The 21,855-nt window shown below is 65.9% G+C and carries 21 protein-coding genes; 11 read left to right on the top strand and 10 right to left on the bottom strand.

Annotated elements, in window-relative coordinates; translation table 11 throughout:
* Positions 1-5: 5 nt before the first annotated feature.
* A complete protein-coding gene (locus ACTIF6_RS02435) occupies positions 6-449 on the bottom strand; it encodes a YbaN family protein (protein ID WP_439586407.1) in 444 nt (147 codons plus the stop codon).
* A gap of 102 nt (positions 450-551) precedes the next feature.
* On the opposite strand from ACTIF6_RS02435, the gene ACTIF6_RS02430 reads away from it, so the two are divergent.
* A complete protein-coding gene (locus ACTIF6_RS02430) occupies positions 552-4,112 on the top strand; it encodes an LAGLIDADG family homing endonuclease (RefSeq protein WP_439586406.1) in 3,561 nt (1,186 codons plus the stop codon).
* A 3-nt stretch (positions 4,113-4,115) separates the two neighbouring features.
* Here the strand turns inward: ACTIF6_RS02430 and ACTIF6_RS02425 are convergent, their stop codons facing one another.
* The 3 genes from ACTIF6_RS02425 to ACTIF6_RS02415 are packed head-to-tail and all read right to left on the bottom strand — an operon-like array spanning position 4,116 to position 7,094.
* Positions 4,116-4,817: a fumarylacetoacetate hydrolase family protein gene (locus ACTIF6_RS02425; RefSeq protein WP_439586405.1), complete on the bottom strand. Its 702-nt coding sequence runs from the start codon at positions 4,815-4,817 to the stop codon at positions 4,116-4,118.
* Between the two features lie 6 nt (positions 4,818-4,823).
* A complete protein-coding gene (locus ACTIF6_RS02420) occupies positions 4,824-5,882 on the bottom strand; it encodes a cupin domain-containing protein (RefSeq protein WP_439586404.1) in 1,059 nt (352 codons plus the stop codon).
* 9 nt (positions 5,883-5,891) lie between these two features.
* Complete coding sequence (locus ACTIF6_RS02415) at positions 5,892-7,094, bottom strand: 3-hydroxybenzoate 6-monooxygenase (protein WP_439586403.1); 1,203 nt, start codon at positions 7,092-7,094, stop codon at positions 5,892-5,894.
* Positions 7,095-7,201: 107 nt separating this feature from the next.
* On the opposite strand from ACTIF6_RS02415, the gene ACTIF6_RS02410 reads away from it, so the two are divergent.
* Positions 7,202-7,678, top strand: a complete 477-nt coding sequence (locus ACTIF6_RS02410) for a MarR family winged helix-turn-helix transcriptional regulator (RefSeq protein ID WP_439586402.1) — start codon at positions 7,202-7,204, stop codon at positions 7,676-7,678.
* A gap of 24 nt (positions 7,679-7,702) precedes the next feature.
* Here ACTIF6_RS02410 and arfB read toward each other — a convergent pair whose 3' ends face one another.
* Entirely contained in the window at positions 7,703-8,107 is a 405-nt protein-coding gene (gene arfB / locus ACTIF6_RS02405) for an alternative ribosome rescue aminoacyl-tRNA hydrolase ArfB (RefSeq protein WP_439586401.1), read from the bottom strand.
* Positions 8,108-8,140: 33 nt separating this feature from the next.
* On the opposite strand from arfB, the gene mnmA reads away from it, so the two are divergent.
* Positions 8,141-9,292 carry a tRNA 2-thiouridine(34) synthase MnmA gene (gene mnmA / locus ACTIF6_RS02400; protein WP_439586400.1) on the top strand — a complete coding sequence of 384 codons (1,152 nt, stop codon included), beginning with the start codon at positions 8,141-8,143 and terminating at the stop codon, positions 9,290-9,292.
* On the opposite strand, the gene ACTIF6_RS02395 is transcribed toward mnmA, so the two are convergent.
* Together ACTIF6_RS02395 and ACTIF6_RS02390 are read right to left on the bottom strand one after the other, a co-directional pair.
* Positions 9,289-10,641 carry a DUF3422 family protein gene (locus ACTIF6_RS02395; RefSeq protein ID WP_439586399.1) on the bottom strand — a complete coding sequence of 451 codons (1,353 nt, stop codon included), beginning with the start codon at positions 10,639-10,641 and terminating at the stop codon, positions 9,289-9,291. The genes mnmA and ACTIF6_RS02395 overlap by 4 nt on opposite strands.
* Positions 10,638-11,144 carry an NUDIX hydrolase gene (locus ACTIF6_RS02390; RefSeq protein WP_439586398.1) on the bottom strand — a complete coding sequence of 169 codons (507 nt, stop codon included), beginning with the start codon at positions 11,142-11,144 and terminating at the stop codon, positions 10,638-10,640. Before ACTIF6_RS02390 ends, ACTIF6_RS02395 begins: the two co-directional genes overlap by 4 nt.
* A gap of 104 nt (positions 11,145-11,248) precedes the next feature.
* Between ACTIF6_RS02390 and ACTIF6_RS02385 the strand changes: the two genes are divergently transcribed.
* The 5 genes from ACTIF6_RS02385 to ACTIF6_RS02365 all read left to right on the top strand — a co-directional run bounded on the left by ACTIF6_RS02385 (position 11,249) and on the right by ACTIF6_RS02365 (position 16,718).
* Entirely contained in the window at positions 11,249-12,382 is a 1,134-nt protein-coding gene (locus tag ACTIF6_RS02385) for a Re/Si-specific NAD(P)(+) transhydrogenase subunit alpha (RefSeq protein ID WP_439586397.1), read from the top strand.
* A 3-nt stretch (positions 12,383-12,385) separates the two neighbouring features.
* A complete protein-coding gene (locus tag ACTIF6_RS02380; RefSeq protein ID WP_439586396.1) occupies positions 12,386-12,712 on the top strand; it encodes an NAD(P) transhydrogenase subunit alpha in 327 nt (108 codons plus the stop codon).
* Between the two features lie 85 nt (positions 12,713-12,797).
* Positions 12,798-14,222, top strand: coding sequence for an NAD(P)(+) transhydrogenase (Re/Si-specific) subunit beta (locus tag ACTIF6_RS02375; RefSeq protein ID WP_439586395.1), 1,425 nt, complete (start codon positions 12,798-12,800; stop codon positions 14,220-14,222).
* Between the two features lie 55 nt (positions 14,223-14,277).
* Entirely contained in the window at positions 14,278-15,966 is a 1,689-nt protein-coding gene (locus tag ACTIF6_RS02370; protein ID WP_439586394.1) for a long-chain-fatty-acid--CoA ligase, read from the top strand.
* The gene (locus tag ACTIF6_RS02365; RefSeq protein ID WP_439586393.1) at positions 15,966-16,718 is read left to right on the top strand and encodes a 5'-methylthioadenosine/adenosylhomocysteine nucleosidase; all 753 of its coding nucleotides are present in this window, start codon (positions 15,966-15,968) and stop codon (positions 16,716-16,718) included. Before ACTIF6_RS02370 ends, ACTIF6_RS02365 begins: the two co-directional genes overlap by 1 nt.
* A gap of 4 nt (positions 16,719-16,722) precedes the next feature.
* Here the strand turns inward: ACTIF6_RS02365 and corA are convergent, their stop codons facing one another.
* Positions 16,723-17,709 carry a magnesium/cobalt transporter CorA gene (gene corA / locus ACTIF6_RS02360; RefSeq protein ID WP_439586392.1) on the bottom strand — a complete coding sequence of 329 codons (987 nt, stop codon included), beginning with the start codon at positions 17,707-17,709 and terminating at the stop codon, positions 16,723-16,725.
* 183 nt (positions 17,710-17,892) lie between these two features.
* Positions 17,893-19,173 carry a patatin-like phospholipase family protein gene (locus ACTIF6_RS02355; RefSeq protein WP_439586391.1) on the bottom strand — a complete coding sequence of 427 codons (1,281 nt, stop codon included), beginning with the start codon at positions 19,171-19,173 and terminating at the stop codon, positions 17,893-17,895.
* Between the two features lie 314 nt (positions 19,174-19,487).
* Between ACTIF6_RS02355 and hpf the strand changes: the two genes are divergently transcribed.
* The 3 genes from hpf (at position 19,488) to hprK (ending at position 21,387) form a co-directional block, all read left to right on the top strand.
* On the top strand, positions 19,488-19,817 hold the full coding sequence (gene hpf, locus ACTIF6_RS02350; RefSeq protein WP_439586390.1) for a ribosome hibernation-promoting factor, HPF/YfiA family: 330 nt from the start codon (positions 19,488-19,490) through the stop codon (positions 19,815-19,817).
* 142 nt (positions 19,818-19,959) lie between these two features.
* Positions 19,960-20,430, top strand: a complete 471-nt coding sequence (locus ACTIF6_RS02345; RefSeq protein WP_439586389.1) for a PTS sugar transporter subunit IIA — start codon at positions 19,960-19,962, stop codon at positions 20,428-20,430.
* Between the two features lie 6 nt (positions 20,431-20,436).
* The gene (hprK, locus tag ACTIF6_RS02340) at positions 20,437-21,387 is read left to right on the top strand and encodes an HPr(Ser) kinase/phosphatase (protein ID WP_439586388.1); all 951 of its coding nucleotides are present in this window, start codon (positions 20,437-20,439) and stop codon (positions 21,385-21,387) included.
* A gap of 3 nt (positions 21,388-21,390) precedes the next feature.
* Here the strand turns inward: hprK and fur are convergent, their stop codons facing one another.
* Positions 21,391-21,831 carry a ferric iron uptake transcriptional regulator gene (gene fur / locus ACTIF6_RS02335; RefSeq protein WP_439586387.1) on the bottom strand — a complete coding sequence of 147 codons (441 nt, stop codon included), beginning with the start codon at positions 21,829-21,831 and terminating at the stop codon, positions 21,391-21,393.
* Between the last annotated feature and the right edge of the window lie 24 nt (positions 21,832-21,855).

The raw sequence follows: 21,855 nt of genomic DNA, 5'->3' as shown, positions 1-21,855 counted from the left end.
GCGCTTCAAGGCTCGTAGGTGTGGCGTTCGCGGGTGGGAATGCGCACCACCACGAACGCACCCACCAGTCCGGCCGCCAGCAAGGCGCCCAGGGCCCAGGGTTGGTGCCGAAGGCCCCAAGCCGACAGACCCACCATCACCACCATCGACAGGATGGCGATGGTCTTGGTGCGGCGCGTCAGGCTGCGGTGCGCTTCCCAGTCGCGCACCATCGGCCCGAGAAAGCGGTGCCGCAGCAGCCAGCCGTGCAGGCGGGGAGAGGCTTTGGCATAGCACGCAGCGGCGAGCAGCACGAAAGGCGTGGTGGGCAGACCCGGCACCACCACGCCGATGAGGCCCAGCGCCAGCGAGATGCTGCCGGCCGCCCACAACAGCCAGCGCACCGTGCGCGATCGATGCAGGGCGCTGCCGTTCGTCGGCGGATCCTGGCGTTGCGGTGGGGTTGGCATGGGGCTGCAGGGAGGCGAACCACCCAAGCATAGCCGGCAGGCTTTGCGGACCTTTTGGAAAGGTGCACCATAGGGCTGAATGCCGACGACAGAAAGCCCGCCATGAAACGAGACGCCCTGAAATCCGCCCAGGCCACCATCGGCCAGCAACCCATCACGCTGGACGTGCTGAAAGAGAAGTACCTCAAGCACGCGGAGACCAGCGAGGACGACATTTACCACCGCGTGGCCCGCGCCTTCGCCTCGGTGGAGGACGAACCGGTGCGCGCACAGTGGGAGCAGCGCTTCTTCGACAACCTGCGCGCTGGCGCCATTGGCGCAGGCCGCATCATGAGCGCGGCGGGCACCTCGATCCAGGCCACGCTCATCAACTGCTTCGTGCAACCCGTGGGCGACTGCATCCAGGGCGTGGACGATGGCGGCTTTCCCGGCATCTATGAGGCTCTGCGCGAGGCCGCCGAGACCATGCGCCGCGGCGGTGGCGTGGGCTACGATTTCTCGCGCATCCGTCCGCACGGTGCCGAGGTGAAAGGCACGGCCTCGCTGGCCTCCGGGCCGTGCAGCTACATCAACGTGTTCGACCAGTCCTGCGCCACGGTGGAGAGCGCCGGCGCGCGGCGCGGCGCGCAGATGGGCGTGTTGCGCATCGACCACCCCGACGTGTTGCAGTTCATCACCGCCAAGCGAACGCCCGGGCGCTGGAACAACTTCAACGTGTCGGTGGGCGTGAGCGACGCCTTCATGCGCGCCCTGGCCGATGATCAGCCGTGGGACCTGGTGCACCGCGCCCGCCCCGGCCAGGGGTTGCTGGCCGGGGGTGCCCACCAGCGCGCCGATGGCCTGTGGGTCTACCGCACCCTGCCCGCGCGCGAACTGTGGGACACGGTCATGCGCTCCACCTACGACTTCGCCGAGCCGGGCATCCTCTTCCTCGACCACATCCAGCAGGACAACAACCTGCGCTACTGCGAGACCATCGAGGCGACGAACCCTTGCGTGACGGCCGATACCTGGGTCTTGACGGAGCATGGTCCTCGCACGGTGAGTGATCTTGTGGGGCAGGCTTTTCACGCAGTGGTGGATGGCAAGAGCTATGCCGTGCGCAGCGCCGGCTTCTTCGCCACAGGGCGCAAACCCGTGTGGCGCCTGACCACACGAGAGGGCCATGAGCTGCGCCTTACCGCCGGTCATCGCGTTCGCCGAGTGGCCCGCAAGACCCGCTACGGCATGGAACTGGACTGGACCGAGGCGGCGCGCCTGGCTCCCGGCGAGCAAATCGTGATCAACGACCACCGCGCCCTTCGAGGCTGGGCAGGTGAGGGCACCCGCGCAGAGGGCTATCTACTGGGACTGCTGATCGGTGACGGCACCCTCAAGGCCGACAACGCCGTGCTATCGGTCTGGGCGCCTGAGTTGCGCGTGGTGGGACAGGGCACCGTAGCATTCTCCGCCACAGGCGCGGCCGGCATTGTCCGGGCGGCTGAGGCGGCAGCGGCAAGCCTGCAGTACCGGGCCGATTTTCGCGGCTTCCAGCGCCCAGTGGCCGGGCGGGGAGAGGCCCGGTTGTCCAGTGCTGCGTTGCGTGATCTGGCCTTTTCGCTGGGCATGACACCAGGCAACAAGGTGATCACGCCAGCGATGGAGCGGCAGTCTTCCGACTTCACAGAAGGCTTGCTGGGTGGCCTCTTCGATGCGGATGGCAGCCCGCAGGGTTCGCAGGAAAAGGGCGTGAGCGTGCGACTGTCGCAAAGCAACGAAGCGTTGCTCCGGACCGCTCAGCGCATGCTGCTGCGACTGGGCATCGCTTCCGTCTTGTACTGCGAACGACGGCCAGCGGCGTTACGCAGTTTGCCCGATGGGCGAGGTGGTTCGCGAGACTACCCCACGCTGGCTCAGCATGAGCTGGTGATCAGTGGCGACAACCTGCACGTGTTCGCCGAGCGAATCGGTTTTCAGGATACCGACAAGGCGAGCAAGCTGGGGCAGTTGCTGGCGTCCTACAAACGGACACCCAACCGGGAGCGCTTCGTCGCCACCGTGGACGCGTTGCAGGCCGATGGCGAAGAGACGGTATACGACGTCTCGGTGAACGACGTGCACGCCTTCGATGCCAACGGGCTGGTGGTTCACAACTGCGGTGAGCAGCCCCTTCCGCCCTACGGCTGCTGCGACCTCGGTCCCGTGATCCTGCCCCGCTTCGTGCGCCACCCGTTCGGCTTCGGTGGCCTGCCTGCGTTCGATTTCGAGGCCTTCGAGCAGGCCGTGGCGGTGCAGGTGCGCGCGCTCGACAACGTGCTGGATGTGACCTTCTGGCCGTTGCCTCAGCAGCGCGAGGAGTCGGCGGCCAAGCGGCGCATCGGCGTGGGCTTCACCGGCATGGGCAATGCGCTGGCCATGCTGTGCCTGCGCTACGACCGCGCCGAAGGTCGCGCCATGGCGGCGAAGATCGCCGAGCGGTTGCGCGATGCGGCCTACTCGGCGTCGGTGGCCCTGGCCAGAGAAAAGGGCGCGTTTCCGATGTTCCGCGCCGATGGCTATCTGGCTGAAGGCAGCTTCGCCAGCCGCCTGCCCAGCGCCTTGCAAGACAACATCCGCGCGCACGGCATCCGCAACAGCCACCTGCTTTCCATCGCCCCCACGGGCACGGTCAGTCTGGCGTTTGCCGACAACGCGTCCAACGGCATCGAGCCGCCGTTCTCCTGGACCTACCGGCGCAAGAAGCGCGAGGCCGATGGCAGCACCACCGACTACCTGGTGGAAGACCACGCCTGGCGGCTCTACCGCGAGCTCGGTGGCGATGTGGCGCAACTGCCCGAGTACTTCGTGAACGCGCTGTCCATGCCTGCGTCGGACCATCTGGCCATGATGGAGGCGGTGCAGCCCTTCGTGGACACCGCGATCTCCAAGACCGTGAACGTACCGGCGGACTACCCGTACGACCACTTCAAGGACTTGTACCAGCAGGCGTGGCGCGCCAGGCTCAAGGGGCTGGCTACCTACCGGCCCAACCTTATCCTGGGGTCGGTGCTCGACACCGGCGCGGCGCCTGAGGCGGCCAGTACCGCTGTCGCCGTGGACCCGATGCGCACGGTGATCGAGAGCCGGCCCAAGGGCGCCCTGCCGGCGGTGGCCGACAAGATCGAGTACTGGACGCAGGAAGGCCATCAGACGCTGTACCTGGTGGTGTCCTTCCTGCCGGTACCTTCGGCCGATGGCGCGGGCACGGTGGAGCGTGCCATCGAGTTCTTCATGCCGGTGGGGCAGAGCGGTGAGTCGCAGCAGTGGGTGACCTCCAGCATGCGGCTGCTTTCGCTGGCCGCGCGCGGCGGTTTCCTGGAGCGCGCCCTGCGCGACATGCGCAAGGTGGTGTGGGACCGCGGCCCGGTGCGCATGGGCACGCACGAGAAGGCCGATGGCACGCGCGTGCCGATGTGGCACGACTCGGTGGTGGCGGCCATTGCCTACGCGGTGCAGACGCTCATCGCCCAGCGCGCTGGCGTGGTGTCAACGGGCCAGGCAGCACCCGTGGCGGGGCCGGTGGTCGACGTGGTGCCGGGTCTGATGCCCGGCAAGAAATGCAGCGAATGCGGCGCACACGCCGTGATCCGCAAGGACGGCTGCGACTACTGCACGCAGTGCGGCCACCTCGGCGTGTGCGGCTGAGGCTCAGGCCTTCGGACCCACCGTCAGCGCCACGTCACCCACACCTTCCACGCGGCCGGTGATGCGGTCGCCCGGCAGCACCGCGCCCACGCCTTCGGGCGTGCCGGTATAGATGAGATCACCAGGCTGCAGGTGGTAGAAGAGCGAGAGGTCGGCAATGATCTCGCGGATGTTCCAGATCAGCTTGTCCACATCGGACATCTGCTTCACCGCGCCGTTGACCGAGAGTTCGATCGCGCCGCGTTCGATCACCACGCCCGGCATGGGCACGATCTCGCTGCAGACCGAGCTGTGTTCCACGTCCTTGCCCAGGTCCCAGGGGCGGCCCTTGTCGCGCGCCACCAGTTGCAGGTCGCGCCGGGTCATATCCAGGCCGGTGGCATACCCGTAGATGATGTCCTGCGCTTCCTCGGCCTTCACGCGAAAACCGGGCTTGCCGATGGCCAGCACCAGTTCCATCTCGAAGTGGTAGTTGTTCGTCTCGCTCGGGTAGGGCGTGGTGGCGCCCGAGAGCGTGAGGGTCTGCGGCGCCTTGGTGAAGTAGAACGGCCGCTCCACCGATTTGTCGACCGGCTTGCCCATTTCCACCGCGTGCGCGTGGTAGTTGCGGCCGACGAAGAACAGGCGATGGATGGGGAACAGCTTGGTCTGACCGCGGATGGGCAGGGCAGCGATGGGGCCGGGTGGGAAGAGGTAGTTGGTCATCAGCGTTCAGGGCATATGGGGTTGGTTGTCGGGACGCACTTCGTAGACGCCGAGCTTGCGGTGCAGCGGCGACTCGTCGGCGATGAAGAGAAACGCTGGCACGTTGGCCGAGGCGTTGGTGAGCGTGGTGGCGGTGTAGCCGGGGATGCAGCAGGTGTCGGCTTCCACCAGATCGAAACCCTGCGCAGCGGTCGCCACGCGCGCGCCGCCTTCGATGACGTGGAACACCACGGCCGGCGAGCGTGCAGGCAGCTTCAGGGTCTGTCCCGGGCGCAGCATCAGCGCATGGAAGCCGAGGATGTTCTCCACGTCCTCGCCGGTCTCGGGGTTCACGTAGGTCACCTGCACCGAGTCGATGTCGGGTCGGTCGGCGGCCAGCGACTCCAGCGAGGCTTTTGCATCGGCCCAGGGGTAGCGCAGCATGGGGTAGCGCCTGCCACTGCGGCCGAACACGGGCGTGGGCACCACGCCGCCGCGCGCGTAGGCACGCTCGCCGTGGCCCGGCTTCACGTCCTGGCGCGAGCCGTTCAGGTGGTAGCTCACTTCGAGGTAGTAGGCCAGCGGCAGGTCCAGCACGTCGAGCCAGATCACCGGCTCGGTGCCGTCGTGGCCGTGCTCGTGCCACAGGCCGGTGGGCGTGAGGATCAGGTCGCCGCGTTCCATGGCGCACTTCTCACCGTCCACCGTGGTCCAGGCGCCCTCGCCTTCCACCACCATGCGCACCGCGTTCGGCGTGTGGCGGTGGCTGGGTGCCCACTCGCCCGGCATCAGCAACTGCATGCCGAGGTACATGGCGGCGCTGGCCTGCATCTTCTCCAGCGTGTGGCCCGGGTTGGCCAGCACCAGCACGCGACGCTCCGCCTTCTCGATGGGTGTGAGCTCGCCGGCCTTGAGCAGCAGGGGCTTGATGCTCTTGTAGGGCCAATGCGTGGCCTGCGTCTGGCGCGTGGGAATGCTCGGTGGCAGCACGCCGCGCAGACTGGGCCACAGCGGCACCAGGTTGAGCGCGCGCAGCTCGGCCACGTAATCCGCAGGCAGGTCTTCGAGTCGTCCGAGGTCGTTCATGTGGGTTCCTTATTCCGTGGCCAGACAGTTCTCGGCGTTCCAGCCGTACAGCCATTCCATGGCGTCGTAAAAGCGCTCGGGTGAGCGGCCCTTCCAAAGCTCGTTGCGCACCAGCCGCTCAACGCCACTGGCATGGTAGATCCGACCCATCTCGCGAGAGCTCAACACGATGCGCGCGGTGCGCGCCACGCGCGAGCGCTGGTACAGATCAAAGGCCTTTTCGAACTGGTTGCCGTTCGCGCGCAAGGCCTCGCCCAGCGTCACCGCGTCCTCGATCGCCATGCACGCGCCCTGCGCCATGTACTGCGTGGTGGGGTGGGCCGCGTCGCCCAGCAGCGTGACGAGGCCGAAGCTCCATTGCCCGATGGGTTCGCGGTCGGCGGTAGCCCAGCGCTTCCAGCTCCTGGGCAGGTCGATGAGCTGGCGCGCCTTCGGGCAAATGCCCTGGAAGTAGCTTTGTACTTCTTCCTTGCTGCCCTCGGTCACGCCCCATTCTTCCTGCTGGCGGCTGTGGAAGGTCACCACCACGTTGTACTGTTCACCACCGCGCAACGGGTAGTGCACCAGGTGGCAGTTTGGTCCTACCCAGATGCTGGCCGCGTTCCATTGCAGGTCCTCGGGGAAATCGGCCTTGTCGACCACAGCCCGGTAGACCACGTGGCCGGTCACGCGCGCCTCGTCGCCCACGTGCTGCTGGCGCACGACCGACTTCACACCATCGGCGCCGATCAGCGCCAGGCCTCGGTGGCTGTTGCCATGCTGGTCGTGCACGGTCACCGCTTGCGCGTCTTGCTCGATGCGCACCACGCGGGTGGAGGTGAGAAATTCAATCTGACCGGAGGCCTGCACGCCCTCCAGCAGGGAAAGGTGCGCATCGGCCCGGTGGATCACCGCGTAGGGATTGCCAAAGCGCTGTCGAAACGCTTCACCCGTGGGAATCCTGCCCACCTGGTATTCATCCAGCGCGTCGTGCATCACCATGAAGTCGGTGTACACGGCGCGCTTGCGCGCCTGTTCGCCCACGCCCAGCGCGTCGAAGGCGTGGAAGGCGTTCGGGCCTAGCTGCATGCCGGCACCGATCTCACCGATCTCGGGCGACTGTTCCAGCACCTTGACGCGAAAGCCCTGGCGCACCAGGGCCAGCGCGGCCGCAAGGCCCCCAATGCCGCCACCGGCCACCAGGACGGGAAGCTCCGAGCTTGTCGCATTCATCGTGGTCTCCTTATCAGCCGCATGCTAATAATCAGTGTACTGATTGTAGGGGCGGTGCTAGCATGCCGGCAAGTCCCGCTCGTCACCCGATTCGCCCACCGACCCTCATGAAACGCAGTCAGACCCAGGCCATCGACATCGACGACCAACCCGGCCACAACATCCGGCGCCTGCACCAGATCTCGGTGGGCATCTTTCTGCAGGAGCTGGGCGAGATGGGCATCACGCCCGTGCAGTACGCGGCACTGCAGACCGTGGCCAACCATCCGGGCATCGACCAGCGCACGCTGGCCCGCACCATTGCGCTGGACACTTCCACCACCGGTGGCGTGGTCGACCGCCTGGAAGCGCGCGGCTGCCTGGAGCGCCGCACCTCACCCGAGGACCGGCGCGCGCGCCAGCTGGTGCTCACCGATGCCGGCCATCGGCTGCTCACCGACGCCGTGCCCGCCATGCTGCGCGCGCAGGACCACATCCTCGGGCCACTCAGTGAACGGCAGCGTGGTGAGTTCATGAGGTTGCTGCGCCTGCTGGTCAGCACCAACAACGAGCACAGCCGCGCCCCCAGCGAAACCCTGAAGTGACCCATCGGCTCGCTGGAGCCTGCATCAGTCAATGTGGCGCACGCTGCCGCGCAATTGCTTCACCTGCGAGCGCGTGGCCTTGCCTTCCAGTCGTCGCTGCTTCGAGCCAAATGTGGGCTTGGTGGGTTTGCGCGTCTTGGGCAGGGTGGCCACGCTGTCCACCAGCGCCTGCAAGCGCTCCAGCGCCTCGGCCTTGTTCTGTTCCAGGCTGCGGCTGGTCTGCGCCTTGATCACCACCACGCCCTCAGTGGTGATGCGCTGGTCGCTCAAGGCCAGCAGTCGTGCGCGAACCGCCTCGGGCAGCGAAGAGCCGTGGATGGCGAAACGCAGGTGCACCGCGTTGGAGACCTTGTTCACGTTCTGTCCACCCGCGCCCTGAGCTCGGATGGCGGTGAACTCGACCTCTGCGGGGTCAATGCGGGTGGACATGTGGTCAGTGTGCCACGCTGGGATAATCGCCCGATGGCAAGCAAACAGCGCGTGGTGGTGGGGTTGAGCGGAGGCGTGGACTCGGCGGTGAGCGCGCACCTGCTCAAGAAACAGGGGTACGAGGTCATCGGCATCTTCATGAAGAACTGGGAAGACGACGACGACAGCGAATACTGCTCGACCCGTCAGGATTTCCTGGACGCCGCCAGCGTGGCCGACGTGCTCGGCATCGACATCGAGCACGTGAACTTCGCGGCCGAGTACAAGGACCGCGTGTTTGCCGAATTCCTGCGTGAGTACCAGGCCGGTCGCACACCCAACCCCGACATCCTTTGCAATGCCGAGATCAAGTTCAAGGCCTTCCTCGACCACGCCATGCGCCTGGGCGCAGAGAAGATCGCCACCGGTCACTACGCTCGCGTGCGCGAGCGCCACGGCGCCTTCGAGTTGCTCAAGGGCAAGGACCCGCTGAAAGACCAGAGCTACTTCCTGCACCGGCTCAACCAGGCGCAGCTGAGCAAGACCCTGTTCCCCGTGGGCGAGCTGCCCAAGACGGAGGTGCGCCGCATTGCCGCAGAGATCGGCCTGCCGAATGCGAAGAAGAAGGACTCCACCGGCATCTGCTTCATCGGCGAGCGCCCGTTCCGCGATTTTCTCAACCGTTACATCGCGAAGGAGTCCGGCCCGATCAAGGATGCGAAAGGCCGTGTGCTGGGGCAGCATGTGGGCCTGAGCTTCTACACGCTGGGCCAGCGCCAGGGGCTGGGCATTGGCGGCGTTCGGGAAAAAGGCGCGCAGAAGGGCGGCAATGATCACGCCCCCTGGTTCGTGGCGCGCAAGGACATCGAAAAGAACACCTTGTGGGTGGTGCAGGGCCACGACCACCCGTGGTTGCTGACGCCGCACCTGCGCGCGCAGGATGCGAGCTGGGTGGCCGGCCACGCGCCGGGCTCGGGAGAACTGGCGGCCAAGACCCGTTACCGCCAGGCCGACGCGCCTTGCAACTTTCAGGTCGTTGGCGATGCCGGCTTCGCCCTAAACTTTGCCGAGCCGCAATGGGCCGTGACGCCTGGGCAGAGCGCCGTGCTGTACGACGGCGAGGTGTGCCTGGGGGGCGGGGTGATCACCACCAGCGCGGAGTCGCCGCGGCCAACCCGCAGGGATGGTTTGTCAATAGCCTGCTAGGGCTTGTCCGAGGGCTTGCCCAGCCTGGCGTGAATCCGCCGCGTGGTGCGCCACACCACCCACAGCACCAGCGGAATCATGGCGCCCGCCGCGATCTCCGGGTGAATCGGCAGGCCGGCGGCCTTGCCCGCCTTCGCCAGGTACAGCAGCAGGCTGATCACGTAGTACGAGATCGCCGCGATCGACAGACCTTCCACCGTGGTCTGCAGGTGCAGCTGAAGTTCCTGGCCTCGCGTGAGCTTGGCCAGCAGTTGCTGGTTTTGCGCTTCGGTAGCGATGTCGACCCGTGTGCGCAGCAGGGCGCTGGTGCGAGAGATGCGTTCCGAGAGCGACGTGAGGCGCTGCTCGCTGGCCGCCACCGTGGCCATGGCCGGCGACAGGCGCCGCTGCATGAATTCACCGAGGGTCTGCGTGCCGGGGATGGGCTTCTCGCGCAGTTCGGCGATGCGTTGCTTCACCAGCGCGTCGTAGGCGCGCGTGGCACCGAAGCGGTAGGTGTTCTCGGCGGTGGCGCGTTCCACGCGGGCCGCGAGAGAAATCAGCTGGTCGAGCAGGTCCTGCTCGGATACCGACTTGTTTTCCATCTGCGCGGTGAGGCCTGCCAGCTGGGCCTCGGCCTGCGCCAGTGTGGGCGAGAGCGCCTTGGCCACCGGCAGGCCGCGCAGTGCCATGAGGCGGTAGGTCTCGAGTTCCAGCAGCCGCTGCGAGATGCGCCCGGCGCGCGTTTCGCTGGTGCCGGGCGGGGTGATCACCAGCAGGTGTTCGAAGCCTGAAGGCTGGAGCAGGAAGTCGGTGACGGCCCATGAGTGACCGCCGCCGAGTTGAGACGCCAGCACGGTTCGATCACCAAACCACCGCTGCGCAGGCGCCATGAGCGTGGCCTGTGCTTCCGAGGTCTGGGCAGGCAGGTCGGCCTGCAGCATCACGAGCTGGATCGCGGCCACGGTGCGTCCCGGGATATCACCCAACCAGCCTGGTGGCGTGACCAGGTGGTCCTGCAGCGGGGGATCGCTCGCGCCCAGGCCACTGCCTTCGGGCAGTGGTTGCACGATGGAGTAGCGGGTGAACTCGGTGTGGCGCTCCCACTTCAGCGTGTATTCATCGAAGCGCAGGCGCAGGAAGTTTCCGCTCATCTGCACAGGCGTGAGCCCACCTTGTCCGGGGAGTTGGCGCAGGTGCGCGCATTCCTGTTCACGGTTCACACCTTCGTTGAGCACGGCCACGAACGCCACCAGCGCCGGCAGGCGGATGTGGGCGGAAGGTCTGGCATGCACCTCGTTGTGCAGGTCTTCGCGCAACAGGTCGTCGGGTGGCAACACGCGCAAACCGGGGTCGGGATTCGATGTCATGCGGGCGGCAGCGGGGGAAGCAGCACCGAAGCGTCGGTCTGGATCAGGGCGAGCGGATAACGTTGTCCTGCCAGGTGGTCTTCCATGCATTGCAGCACCAGCGGACTGCGGTGGCGTGCACTGCTGGCGCGGATTTCGTCGGGCGTCATCCACAGGGTGCGCACGATGCCGGTATCGAGCGTGCGCCCGGGAACCACGTCGCCCAGCTCGCCGCAGAAGGCAAACCGCAGGTAGGTCACGTCCTCCGCCAGACGCCCTTCGCGCGCGGGTCGCTGAAAGCGGGAGAGGTACACGCCCACCAGCGCGGTCGGCTGGAATTGGTGGGTGGTCTCCTCCAGCGCCTCGCGCGCCACGCCTTCGGCCGGGCTCTCGCCCGGATCCAGGTGGCCGGCCGGGTTGTTCAGGCGCAGTCCCTCGGGGGTGTGTTCCTCCACCAGCAGGAAGAGCCCGTCGCGCTCGATGACGGCGGCCACGGTGACGCTGGGTTTCCATCGGGTGTCCATCGGCGCATTATGTGTCCCCAAGTGGGCGCCTTATGGGCCAAAGAGCGTGTTTCGGGTAAGCTCGCCCCGACTTTCATACCAACCCCGTGAGTGAGGAGACCCTCATGCTGATAGGCGTTCCCGCTGAGACGACAGTGGGCGAAACCCGAGTGGCGGTGACGCCCGAGACGGTGAAGAAGTACGTGGCGCAAGGCCACACGGTCCGGGTGCAGAGCGGTGCTGGCGTGGCCGCCAGTTCGCCTGACGCGGCCTACACGGCCGTGGGCGCCGAGATCACCGATGCGGCCGGTGCGCTGGGCTGCGACCTGGTGCTCAAGGTGCGCACTCCCTTCGACAACGAGCTCGCTCATATGAAGCCCGGTGCCACGGTGGTCGGCATGCTCAACCCCTTCGATGCGGCTGGCCTGCAGCGCATGGCGAGCGCCGGCCTCACGGCCTTCGCACTCGAAGCCGCGCCGCGCACCACGCGCGCGCAGAGCATGGACGTGCTCTCCAGCCAGGCCAACATTGCCGGCTACAAGGCCGTGATGATGGCCGCCGACAAATACCAGCGCTTCTTCCCCATGCTCATGACGGCGGCCGGTACGGTCAAGGCCGCGCGCGTGGTGATCCTGGGCGTGGGTGTGGCTGGCCTGCAGGCCATTGCCACCGCCAAACGCCTGGGCGCCGTGATCGAGGCCAGCGATGTTCGCCCCAGCGTGAAGGAGCAGGTGGAGTCGCTGGGCGCGAAGTTCATCGACGTGCCTTACGAGACCGCAGAGGAGAAAGAGGCCGCCGAGGGCGTGGGCGGCTACGCCAGGCCCATGCCGCCTTCGTGGCTGGAGCGCCAGAAAGCCGAAGTGGCCAAGCGGGTGGCGCTGGCCGACGTGGTGATCTCCACCGCGCTCATTCCGGGCCGCGCTGCACCCGTGCTCATCACCGAGGACATGGTCAAGTCCATGAAGCCGGGCTCGGTGATCGTGGACATCGCCGCCGGCAAGGGAGCTGACGGCCTGGGTGGCAACTGCCCGCTCACCGAGACCGACCGCACCGTGGTCAAACACGGCGTAACGATCATCGGCGAGACCAATCTGGCGGCGCTGGTGGGGGCCGATGCCTCGGCGCTGTACGCGCGCAACGTGCTCGACTTCCTCAAGCTGGTGCTGCCCAAGGACGCCACGGCGGTTCAGGTGCCGATGGACGACGACATCGTGGCCGCGTGCCTCATGACCCAGAACGGTGAAGTGAAAAGGAAATAAGCCATGGAAGCCGTCTCCCCTACCATCCTCAACCTCATCATCTTCGTGCTGGCCATCTACGTGGGCTACCACGTGGTCTGGAACGTCACGCCCGCGCTGCACACCCCTCTGATGGCGGTGACCAACGCCATCTCGGCGATCGTGATCGTGGGCGCCATGCTGGCTGCCGCGTTGACCGAGACGAACCTCGGCAAGGCCATGGGCGTGCTGGCCGTCGCGCTGGCCGCGGTCAACGTCTTCGGCGGCTTCCTGGTCACCCGGCGCATGCTGGAGATGTTCAAGAAGAAGGAGCGCAAGGCGCCGGCGGCATCCGAAGGGGCAGCCAAATGAGCGCCGCGCTGAACCGCTTCAAGCAAGCTCGCGCCCCCCTGGGGGGCAGTGAGTACACGCCAGTGACGAACGTGGGGGCCCAATAATGTCCATGAATCTGGTCACGCTGCTGTACCTGGTTGCCAGCGTCTGCTTCATCCAGGCCTTGAAGGGCCTGAGCCATCCCACCACCTCCATCCGGGGCAACCTCTTCGGCATGAGCGGCATGGCCATCGCCGTGCTGACCACGGCCGCGCTCATCGTCGAGCTCTCCGGCGGCAAGGCGCAGGGCATGGTCTGGGTGCTGGGTGGCCTGGTGGTCGGCGGTGCCATCGGCGCCATCATGGCCAACCGGGTCGAGATGACCAAGATGCCCGAGCTGGTGGCCTTCATGCACAGCATGATCGGTCTGGCGGCGGTCTGCATCGCCGTGGCCGTGGTGGCCGAACCCTGGGCGTTTGCCATCGTCGCCAAGGGCGATCCGATCCCGGGCGGCAACCGCATCGAACTCGCGCTGGGCGCGTTCATCGGCGCGGTCACCTTCAGTGGTTCGGTCATCGCCTTCGGCAAGCTCTCGGGCAAGTACAAGTTCCGCCTGTTCCAGGGTGCGCCGGTCACCTTTGCCGGGCAGCACAAGCTCAACCTGCTGCTGGGCCTGGCCACGGCGTTCTTCATCTTCGGCTTCTGGCACTCGCAGAGCTGGATCGACATCGTGCTGGTGATCGCGCTGGGCTTCATCCTGGGCGTGCTCATCATCATCCCCATCGGCGGCGCCGACATGCCGGTGGTGGTGTCCATGCTCAACAGCTACTCGGGCTGGGCGGCGGCGGGCATCGGCTTCAGCCTGAACAACTCCATGCTGATCATCGCCGGCTCGCTGGTGGGCTCATCGGGTGCGATCCTGAGCTACATCATGTGCAAGGCGATGAACCGCTCGTTCTTCAACGTCATCCTGGGTGGCTTCGGGGGTGATGCGGCCACAGCCGGTGGCGCCAAGGCCGAGGCGCGACCGGTCAAGAGCGGCAGCGCCGACGATGCAGCGTTCGTGCTCGGCAACGCCGAGACGGTGGTGATCGTGCCGGGCTACGGCCTGGCGGTGGCGCGCGCGCAGCACGCGGTGAAGGAGCTCGCGCACAAGCTCACCGAGAAGGGGATCACGGTGAAGTACGCCATCCACCCGGTGGCGGGCCGCATGCCGGGGCACATGAACGTGCTGCTGGCCGAGGCCGAGGTGCCGTACGACCAGGTCTTCGAGATGGAAGACATCAACGGCGAGTTCGGCCAGGCCGACGTGGCCATCATCCTGGGCGCCAACGACGTGGTGAACCCGGCGGCGCTGCAGAAGGGCAGTGCGATCTACGGCATGCCGATTCTGGAGGCCTACAAGGCCAAGACGGTGATCGTGAACAAGCGAAGCATGGCCGCAGGCTATGCCGGCCTGGACAACGAGCTGTTCTACATGGACAAGACCATGATGGTCTTTGGCGATGCCAAGAAGGTCGTCGAGGACATGACCAAGGCGATCGAGTAAGAGCGCCCGGACCGCTCCGCTGCTCTGCGAGCCAGAACGAAAGAGGAGACAAGGAATGACCGATCCGACGGCACAACGGCCCTGGCTGAGTGCATACCCTGAAGGCGTGCCGGCCGACATCGATGTGGGCCAGTACGACTCGCTCGTGCACTTGATGGAGGAAAGTTTCCAGAGGCACGCCGGTCGCACCGCCTACAGCTTCATGGGCAAGGACGTGAGCTTCGCGCAGACCGACAGCCTCTCGCAGGCGTTTGCCGCCTACCTGCAGGGCAAAGGCCTGGTCAAGGGCGACCGCGTGGCGATCATGATGCCGAACGTGCCGCAGTACCCGGTGGCGGTGGCCGGCATCCTGCGCGCCGGTCTGGTGGTGGTCAACGTCAACCCCTTGTACACACCACGCGAGCTGGAGCACCAGCTCAAGGACTCGGGCGCCAAGGCGATCGTGATCATCGAGAACTTCGCGCACACGCTGGAGCAGTGCATTGCCAACACGCCGGTCAAGCACGTGGTGCTCACGGCCATGGGCGACCAGCTCGGTCTGCTCAAGGGCGCGCTGGTGAACTACGTGGTGCGCAACGTCAAGAAGATGGTGCCCGCTTTCAACCTGCCGCAGGCCGTGCGTTTCAACGACGCCATTGCCAAGGGCACGCGCGGCACGCTCAAGCGGCCCGAGATCAAACCCGACGACATGGCCGTGCTGCAGTACACCGGTGGCACCACGGGTGTGAGCAAGGGCGCGGTGCTGCAACACCGCAACGTGATTGCCAACGTGCTGCAGTCCGAGGCCTGGAACAACCCCGTGATGAAGAAGGTGCCTGCTGGCGAGCAGCCCACCAGCGTCTGCGCGCTGCCGCTGTACCACATCTTCGCGTTCACGGTGAACATGATGCTGGCCATGCGCACTGGCGGCAAGACCATCCTGATCCCGAACCCGCGCGACCTGCCGGCGGTGCTCAAGGAATTGAGCAAGCACACCTTCCACAGCTTTCCCGCCGTCAACACGCTGTTCAACGGCCTGGCCAACCATCCGGATTTCAACACCGTCAACTGGCGCAACCTCAAGGTGTCGGTGGGCGGTGGCATGGCGGTGCAGAGCGCCGTGGCCAAGCTCTGGCTGGAGAAAACCGGGTGCCCCATCTGTGAAGGCTATGGCCTTTCGGAAACCAGCCCTTCGGCCAGTTGCAACCCCACCACGAGCACCGAGTACAGCGGCACCATCGGCGTACCGTTGCCCAACACCTGGATGAAGTGCCTGGACGACGACGGCGTCGAGGTGCCGCAAGGCCAGCCGGGCGAGATCGCCATCAAGGGTCCGCAGGTGATGGCCGGCTACTGGCAGCGTCCGGACGAGACCGCCAAGGTCATGACACCCGATGGCTACTTCAAGTCCGGCGACGTGGGTGTGATGGATGCCCGCGGCTACTTCCGCATCGTGGATCGCAAGAAGGACATGGTGCTGGTGAGCGGCTTCAACGTGTATCCCAACGAAGTGGAGGACGTGGTGGCCCAGCTCGAAGGCGTGATGGAATGCGCCGTGGTAGGTGTGCCGGACGACAAGTCCGGCGAGGCGGTGAAGCTCGTCATCGTCAAGAAGGACCAGGCCCTGACCGAGGCCCAGGTGCGCGATTACTGCAAGTCCAACCTCACGGGCTACAAGCAGCCCAAGGTGGTGGAGTTCCGCACCGAGCTGCCGAAGACGCCAGTGGGCAAGATCCTGCGGCGCGAGTTGCGCGACAAGAAATAGTGGCAGGCCCCACTGCCCTCGTCAGCGCGCTGCACGAAGAGCTGGCCGCCGTGCTCGGGCTCATGCCCGACGAGCAACAGCAGATCTTCGGTGGGCGCACTTTCTGGCGCGGCCACCTGCATGGCCATGACGTGGTGGCGGTGCTCTCGGGCATCGGCAAGGTGGCCGCCGCCACCACAGCCACTGCGCTCATCGAGCGCTTTGGCGTGCAGCGCATCGTGTTCACCGGCGTGGCGGGCGGGCTGGCACCGGGTGTGCGTGTGGGCGATGTGGTGGTGGCGCGGCAGTTCCTGCAACACGACATGGACGCTTCACCGATCTTTCCTCGCCACGAGGTGCCGGGGTATGGCCGCTCCACTTTCGATGCCGACACCACCTTGACCAACAAGCTGGTGCGTGCCAGCGAACAGGTGCTGCGCGAATTGCCCGCCACGCTCGGCAAGGACGTGATGAAGGCCTTCGGCCTGGAAACGCCCCGCTGCCACCAGGGCCTGCTGCTCAGTGGCGACCGCTTCGTGTCGACCACCACCGAAAGCACCACGTTGCGCGAGGCCCTGCCCGATGCGCTGGCGGTGGAAATGGAAGGCGCTGCCTTTGCCCAGGTGTGCCACGACTACGGCGTGCCGTTGGCCGTGGTGCGCACCATCTCCGACCGCGCCGACGACGCTGCTCACGTGGACTTTCCGCGCTTCCTGCGCGAGGTCGCCAGCCACTACAGTGGTGCAATCATCGAAGCGTTGCTTCGCGAATGAGGCACTACCTCAACCAGCCTCTTTTCCGGAAATAGAGCATCGGCACCACCGCCGACAGCACCATCAGCAGCAGCGCCAGCGGATATCCGTAGTGCCATTTCAGCTCCGGCATGAAGTCGAAGTTCATGCCGTAGCTGCTGGCCACCAGCGTGGGTGGCAGCAGCGACACGCTGGCCACCGAGAAGATCTTGATGATCTTGTTCTGGTTGATGTTGATGAAACCGACGGTCGCATCCATCAGAAAGTTGATCTTGTCGAACAGGAAGGCCGTGTGGCTGTCGAGCGAATCCAGGTCGCGCAAAATCTGGCGCGCGTCCTCGAACTGCTCCGCGCTCAGCAGGCGGCTGCGCATCATGAAGCTGACCGCTCGGCGTGTGTCCATCACGTTGCGGCGGATGCGGCCCGACATATCCTCGTGCCGCGCAATCGCCGAGAGCGCCTCGCTCAGCAGGTTGTCCGAGGCGTTGCTGTTGAGCACCTGCTTGCTCACCGTCTCGATCTCGTCGTAGATGTCTTCCAGCGTGTCGGCGCAGTACTCGGCGTCGGCGTCGAACAGCATGAGCAGCACGTCCTTGGCGTCCTCGATCAGCCCGGGCATGCGGCGCGCGCGCATGCGCAGCAGGCGGAACACCGGCACGTCTTCGTCGTGGATGGAGAACAGCACGCCCTTGCTTTTCAAGGTGTCGTTGTGCTCGTTGAGGATAAAAGCCACGCGAACCGCGCGCGGATCTTCGTCGTCGTCGATCAGGAAGTCCGAGCGCACGTGCAGTTCGCCGTTGTCCTCCTCGAAGAAGCGCGCCGATTCCTCGATGTCCTCGTCCATCGCGTCTTCCGGGATGGACAGGCCGAAGTGCTGCTTGACCCAGCGGCGCTCCTCGGGTGTGGGGTCTTCCAGGTCGACCCAGATGGGCTTGAATTGCGCGAGTTCCTCGAGCGATTCGATTTCTTCCTGGAACAGGCGGCCGTTGGCCAGGGTGAATACGTTGAGCATGGTGGCGCTCCCGGCGGTTGGATGTTCTGACGAAGGGCTTGGCGGGCGGTGCTTTCAGCCGGCCGGCCGCACGACCCAGGTGCCGCGCGGGGCGCGGCGGTCAGACGATCGCGGGGGCAGCTGAAAGCACACAACTGGGTGGCGTGCTTTCCATGAGGTGCTCCAAGTAGGGGACAGGGCGGATTATGGCACCGCGACCTGCGTGCCGATGGGAGGCGGCGTGCCCAGGAAACCCATCAATTCGTCCTTTTTGCGCCAGGCGTCGTGTTCGCCCAACTCGATCAGGGCGTTCACGAAACCCGGCTCGAACAGCAGGTAGCTCGCCAATGCCGCGGCACTGCCCGCCGCGCTGCGTGCGGTGTCCACCGCGCCCAGGCCAGCCAGGGTGTTGCGCGTGGGTGCCGGCAGCTCGCGCATGTGTTTGTGGGCCAGTTCGTCCAGGGAAAAGCTGGGCTGGATGGACATCACGTCCACTGGCCGGTAGGGCAGCGCAGCCGCCAGCGCCGGTGGCAGGCGCGCCAGCGTCTGGCTCACGCGCTGGGTCTGCTCCACGTCGGCCTGCAGCGTGTCGTGGAACACGCTGGCCATGGCGTGGCCGGCGATGGTGCCGGCGGTGGGGTCCCCGCTGTGGCGCGCGGCCATGCCCGCGCGCTGCGGCTGGCCCACGCCGATCACCAGCACCCGCCGTGCGCCGAACTGGATGGCCGGAGACAGCGGCGAGAGCTGACGCATGGAGCCATCGCCGAAATGCTCCTTGTGCCCGTCCACCCACAGTGGCACGGCGGGGAACAGGAAAGGAATGGCGCTCGACGCCATCAGGTGCTCGATGGTGATGGGCTGGAAATCGGCGCGGCGGCCCGGGCGGTGCCAGGGCTGCACCGGGTGGTCCGGCCGCGTCTGGCAGAAGGTCCAGTGTTCCCCCGTGGTGTAGCTGGACGCGGTGACACCCAGCACATGAATGATCCGCTGTGCCAGCGCACGCTCGAGCGCGTCCAGATCGATGGCGCGATGCAGGGTGTCCACCAGCGGCAAGGTGTCGAGGAGGGCGCGATGCCGTCGCACCTGGCGCGCCAGGGTGAGTCCGGCCACGATGCGGTTGGCACGCACCCAGCCCGGAGCTTCCAGCCGGTACACGCGCTCCGAGCGAAGCGCGCTCCAGAACGTGGCCAGGCGGGGCAGGGCTTCCAGCCCGTGCACGGCCTGGCTGGCGAGGTAGCTGGCATTGAGCGCCCCGGCCGACGTGCCGAACAGCCACTGGAACGGAAAGGCCGGCTGCGGCGGCGGCGTGGGGTGCGCCCTGGCGGGCAAGCGTGTGGCCAGCATGGCAGCGATCGCCTTGAGCACGCCGGCCTGATAGGCCGTGCGGGCGCCACCGCCCATGAGCACCAGGGCGCAGGCGTCGGGTTGGGCGTCTGGCGTGGCGGGCAGCAGCGTGTTGTGGGTGATGAGGGTGTCGAGCGACAAGGGTGTGACTTTCCGGGCCCGCCCGCTGCGGCGGTGGCGTTGACGTTGGCTGGCTGCCCAAAATCATGACACACCGCTGCGTGCCCGGTGTGGCATTTGAACTGCCCATTGGCGAGCAGCGCATCTCGTGAAGGATGCACATGAACCCGTGCTCCCCCCAGGGGTATGAACACCATTTTTTTACATTCTTTGTCGGGGTATCGGCTTGCGCCGGGCGCCTTTCATGGGCATAGTGGGTTCAAGACATCCCCGTGGCCGCAGGGGGTCTTGCCCCCGGCGGCTTTTGTCAACCCGGAGCAAATGGAGGTTCATTCATGAATTTGACGATCAGCGGTCATCACCTCGAGGTCACCCCCGCCCTGCGCGGCTACGTCACCGACAAACTCGCACGCATCTCCCGACACTTTGACCAGGTGGTCGATATCAAGGTGCTGCTCACCGTGGACAACCTCAAGGAGAAGGACCAGCGGCAAAAGGCCGAGTGCAACATCCATGTCAAGGGGCGCGACCTTTTTGCTGCGAGTGCCCATGCGGACCTCTATGCCGCACTCGACGATCTGGCCGACAAGATGGACCGCCAGGTGCTGCGCTACAAGAGCAAGGCTCAGGACCACCACCACGACACCGTCAAACGCATCATGTGAAGCATTTCACGGCCCCTGTGGAGCGGGCCGTGACGTATGTTGCAATGCAACAAGCCGCTTGGATTGTCAAGCGGCTTTTTTGTGCCTTCGGTCTATTCAAGATGGCCCAACTCGGCATAATTTGCGGTCCGAAAGGGCTTACATGAACCGACTCTCCGCCATATTGCCCGCCGCGCAAGTGCTCGTCAGCGTGGACGCGACCAGCAAGAAACGCGCATTCGAAGAAGCGGGCCTGCTCTTCGAAACCCTTCACGGACTCAATCGCGCCCTCATCACCGACAGCCTGTTTGCCCGTGAGCGCCTCGGGTCCACGGGCCTGGGTCACGGCGTGGCCATTCCCCATGGCCGCATCAAGGGCCTCAAGCAGCCATTGGCGGCCGTGTTCCAGCTGGGCAACCCGATTGGCTTCGATGCGCCCGATGAGCAGCCCGTGCAGCTCATGATCTTCCTGCTCGTGCCCGAAGCCGCTACCCAGAAGCATCTGGAAATCCTCTCCGAGATCGCCGAGTTGCTGAGCGACAGTGCCCTGCGCGAGCAGATGAAGACCTCAGGCGACGCCGGTGCGTTGCACAAACTCATCACTTCCTGGCAATCGGCCCACGCTGCGGCCTGATCTCTTTTGAAACCCACCGTCGTCAGCGCCGATGTCCTCTTCGAGGACCATCGGGATGCCCTGAAGTGGCAGTGGATCGCCGGCCTGGGTGCCTCCGAACGGCGTTTTGACGAAGTCGCGATCCGCGCGGCGCGCTCGGGTGCCGACCTGGTCGGTTACCTCAATTACATCCACCCTTATCGCGTGCAGGTATTCGGTGAGCGCGAAGTCGCTTACCTCACCAGTCCGAGCGAAGACGACAACAAGCGCCGTGTGGCGCGCATCGTCACGCTGGAGCCGCCGGTGCTGGTGGTGGCCGATGGGCAGACTGCGCCCGACGCGCTCACCGCCATGTGCGAGCGGGCGCAGATTCCCATGTTCGCGACGCACGAGTCGGCGGCCTTTGTCATCGATGTGCTGCGCGCCTACCTCTCGCGCCATTTCGCCGACCGTGCTTCCATGCACGGCGTGTTCATGGACATCCTCGGCATGGGCGTTCTGATCACCGGTGAGTCGGGGCTGGGCAAGAGCGAACTCGGCCTCGAGCTGATTTCTCGTGGCCACGGTCTGGTGGCCGACGACGCGGTGGACCTCTACCGCATCAACCAGACCAGCATCGAAGGGCGCTGCCCGGAACTGTTGCAGAACCTGCTGGAAGTGCGCGGCATCGGCCTGCTCGACATCAAGGCCATCTTTGGTGAGACGGCGGTGCGGCGCAAGATGCGGCTCTCGCTCATTGTGCATCTGGTGCGGCGCGAGACCATGGAGCGCGACTACGAGCGCATGCCCCACGAACCCCTGTACCAGGACGTGCTGGGCGTGCCGGTGCGCAAGGCGGTGATCCAGGTGGTGGCGGGCCGCAACATCGCCGTGCTGGTGGAGGCCGCGGTGCGCAACACCATCCTGCAATTGCGCGGCATCGACACCTACCAGGAATTCGTTTCGCGCCACCGCGCGGCCATGTCGCGCGAAGAGTGAGCGTCAGGCTCTGTGGGTGTTGCCCTTGTGGGGGCAATCGGTCTTGGTGCAGTTGGCATAGAGCGAGAGGGCGTGTTCCTGCAGCGAGAAGCCCCGGGTCTTGGCCACCATCTGCTGGCGCTTCTCGATCTCGGCGTCGTAGAACTCTTCCACACGGCCGCAGTCCAGGCAGACGAGGTGGTCGTGGTGATGGCCTTCGTTGAGTTCGTAGACTGCCTTGCCGGATTCGAAGTTGCTGCGCGTGAGCAGGCCTGCCTGCTCGAACTGCATCAGCACCCGGTACACGGTGGCCAGGCCGATGTCGGAGCGCTCTTCCAGCAGCACGCGGAACACGTCCTCGGCCGTCATGTGGCGTTGCTTGGCGTTCTGGAACACCTCCAGAATCTTCAGCCGGGGCAAGGTGGCCTTGAGCCCGGTGCTCTTGAGTTCTTCGATGTTGGTCATGGCAGGGACGGCGTGCGGTTGGAA

This window comes from Hydrogenophaga sp., from assembly GCF_051860785.1.
GTDB lineage: Bacteria > Pseudomonadota > Gammaproteobacteria > Burkholderiales > Burkholderiaceae_C > Hydrogenophaga.
This window is presented reverse-complemented; position numbering and strand designations above follow the sequence as displayed.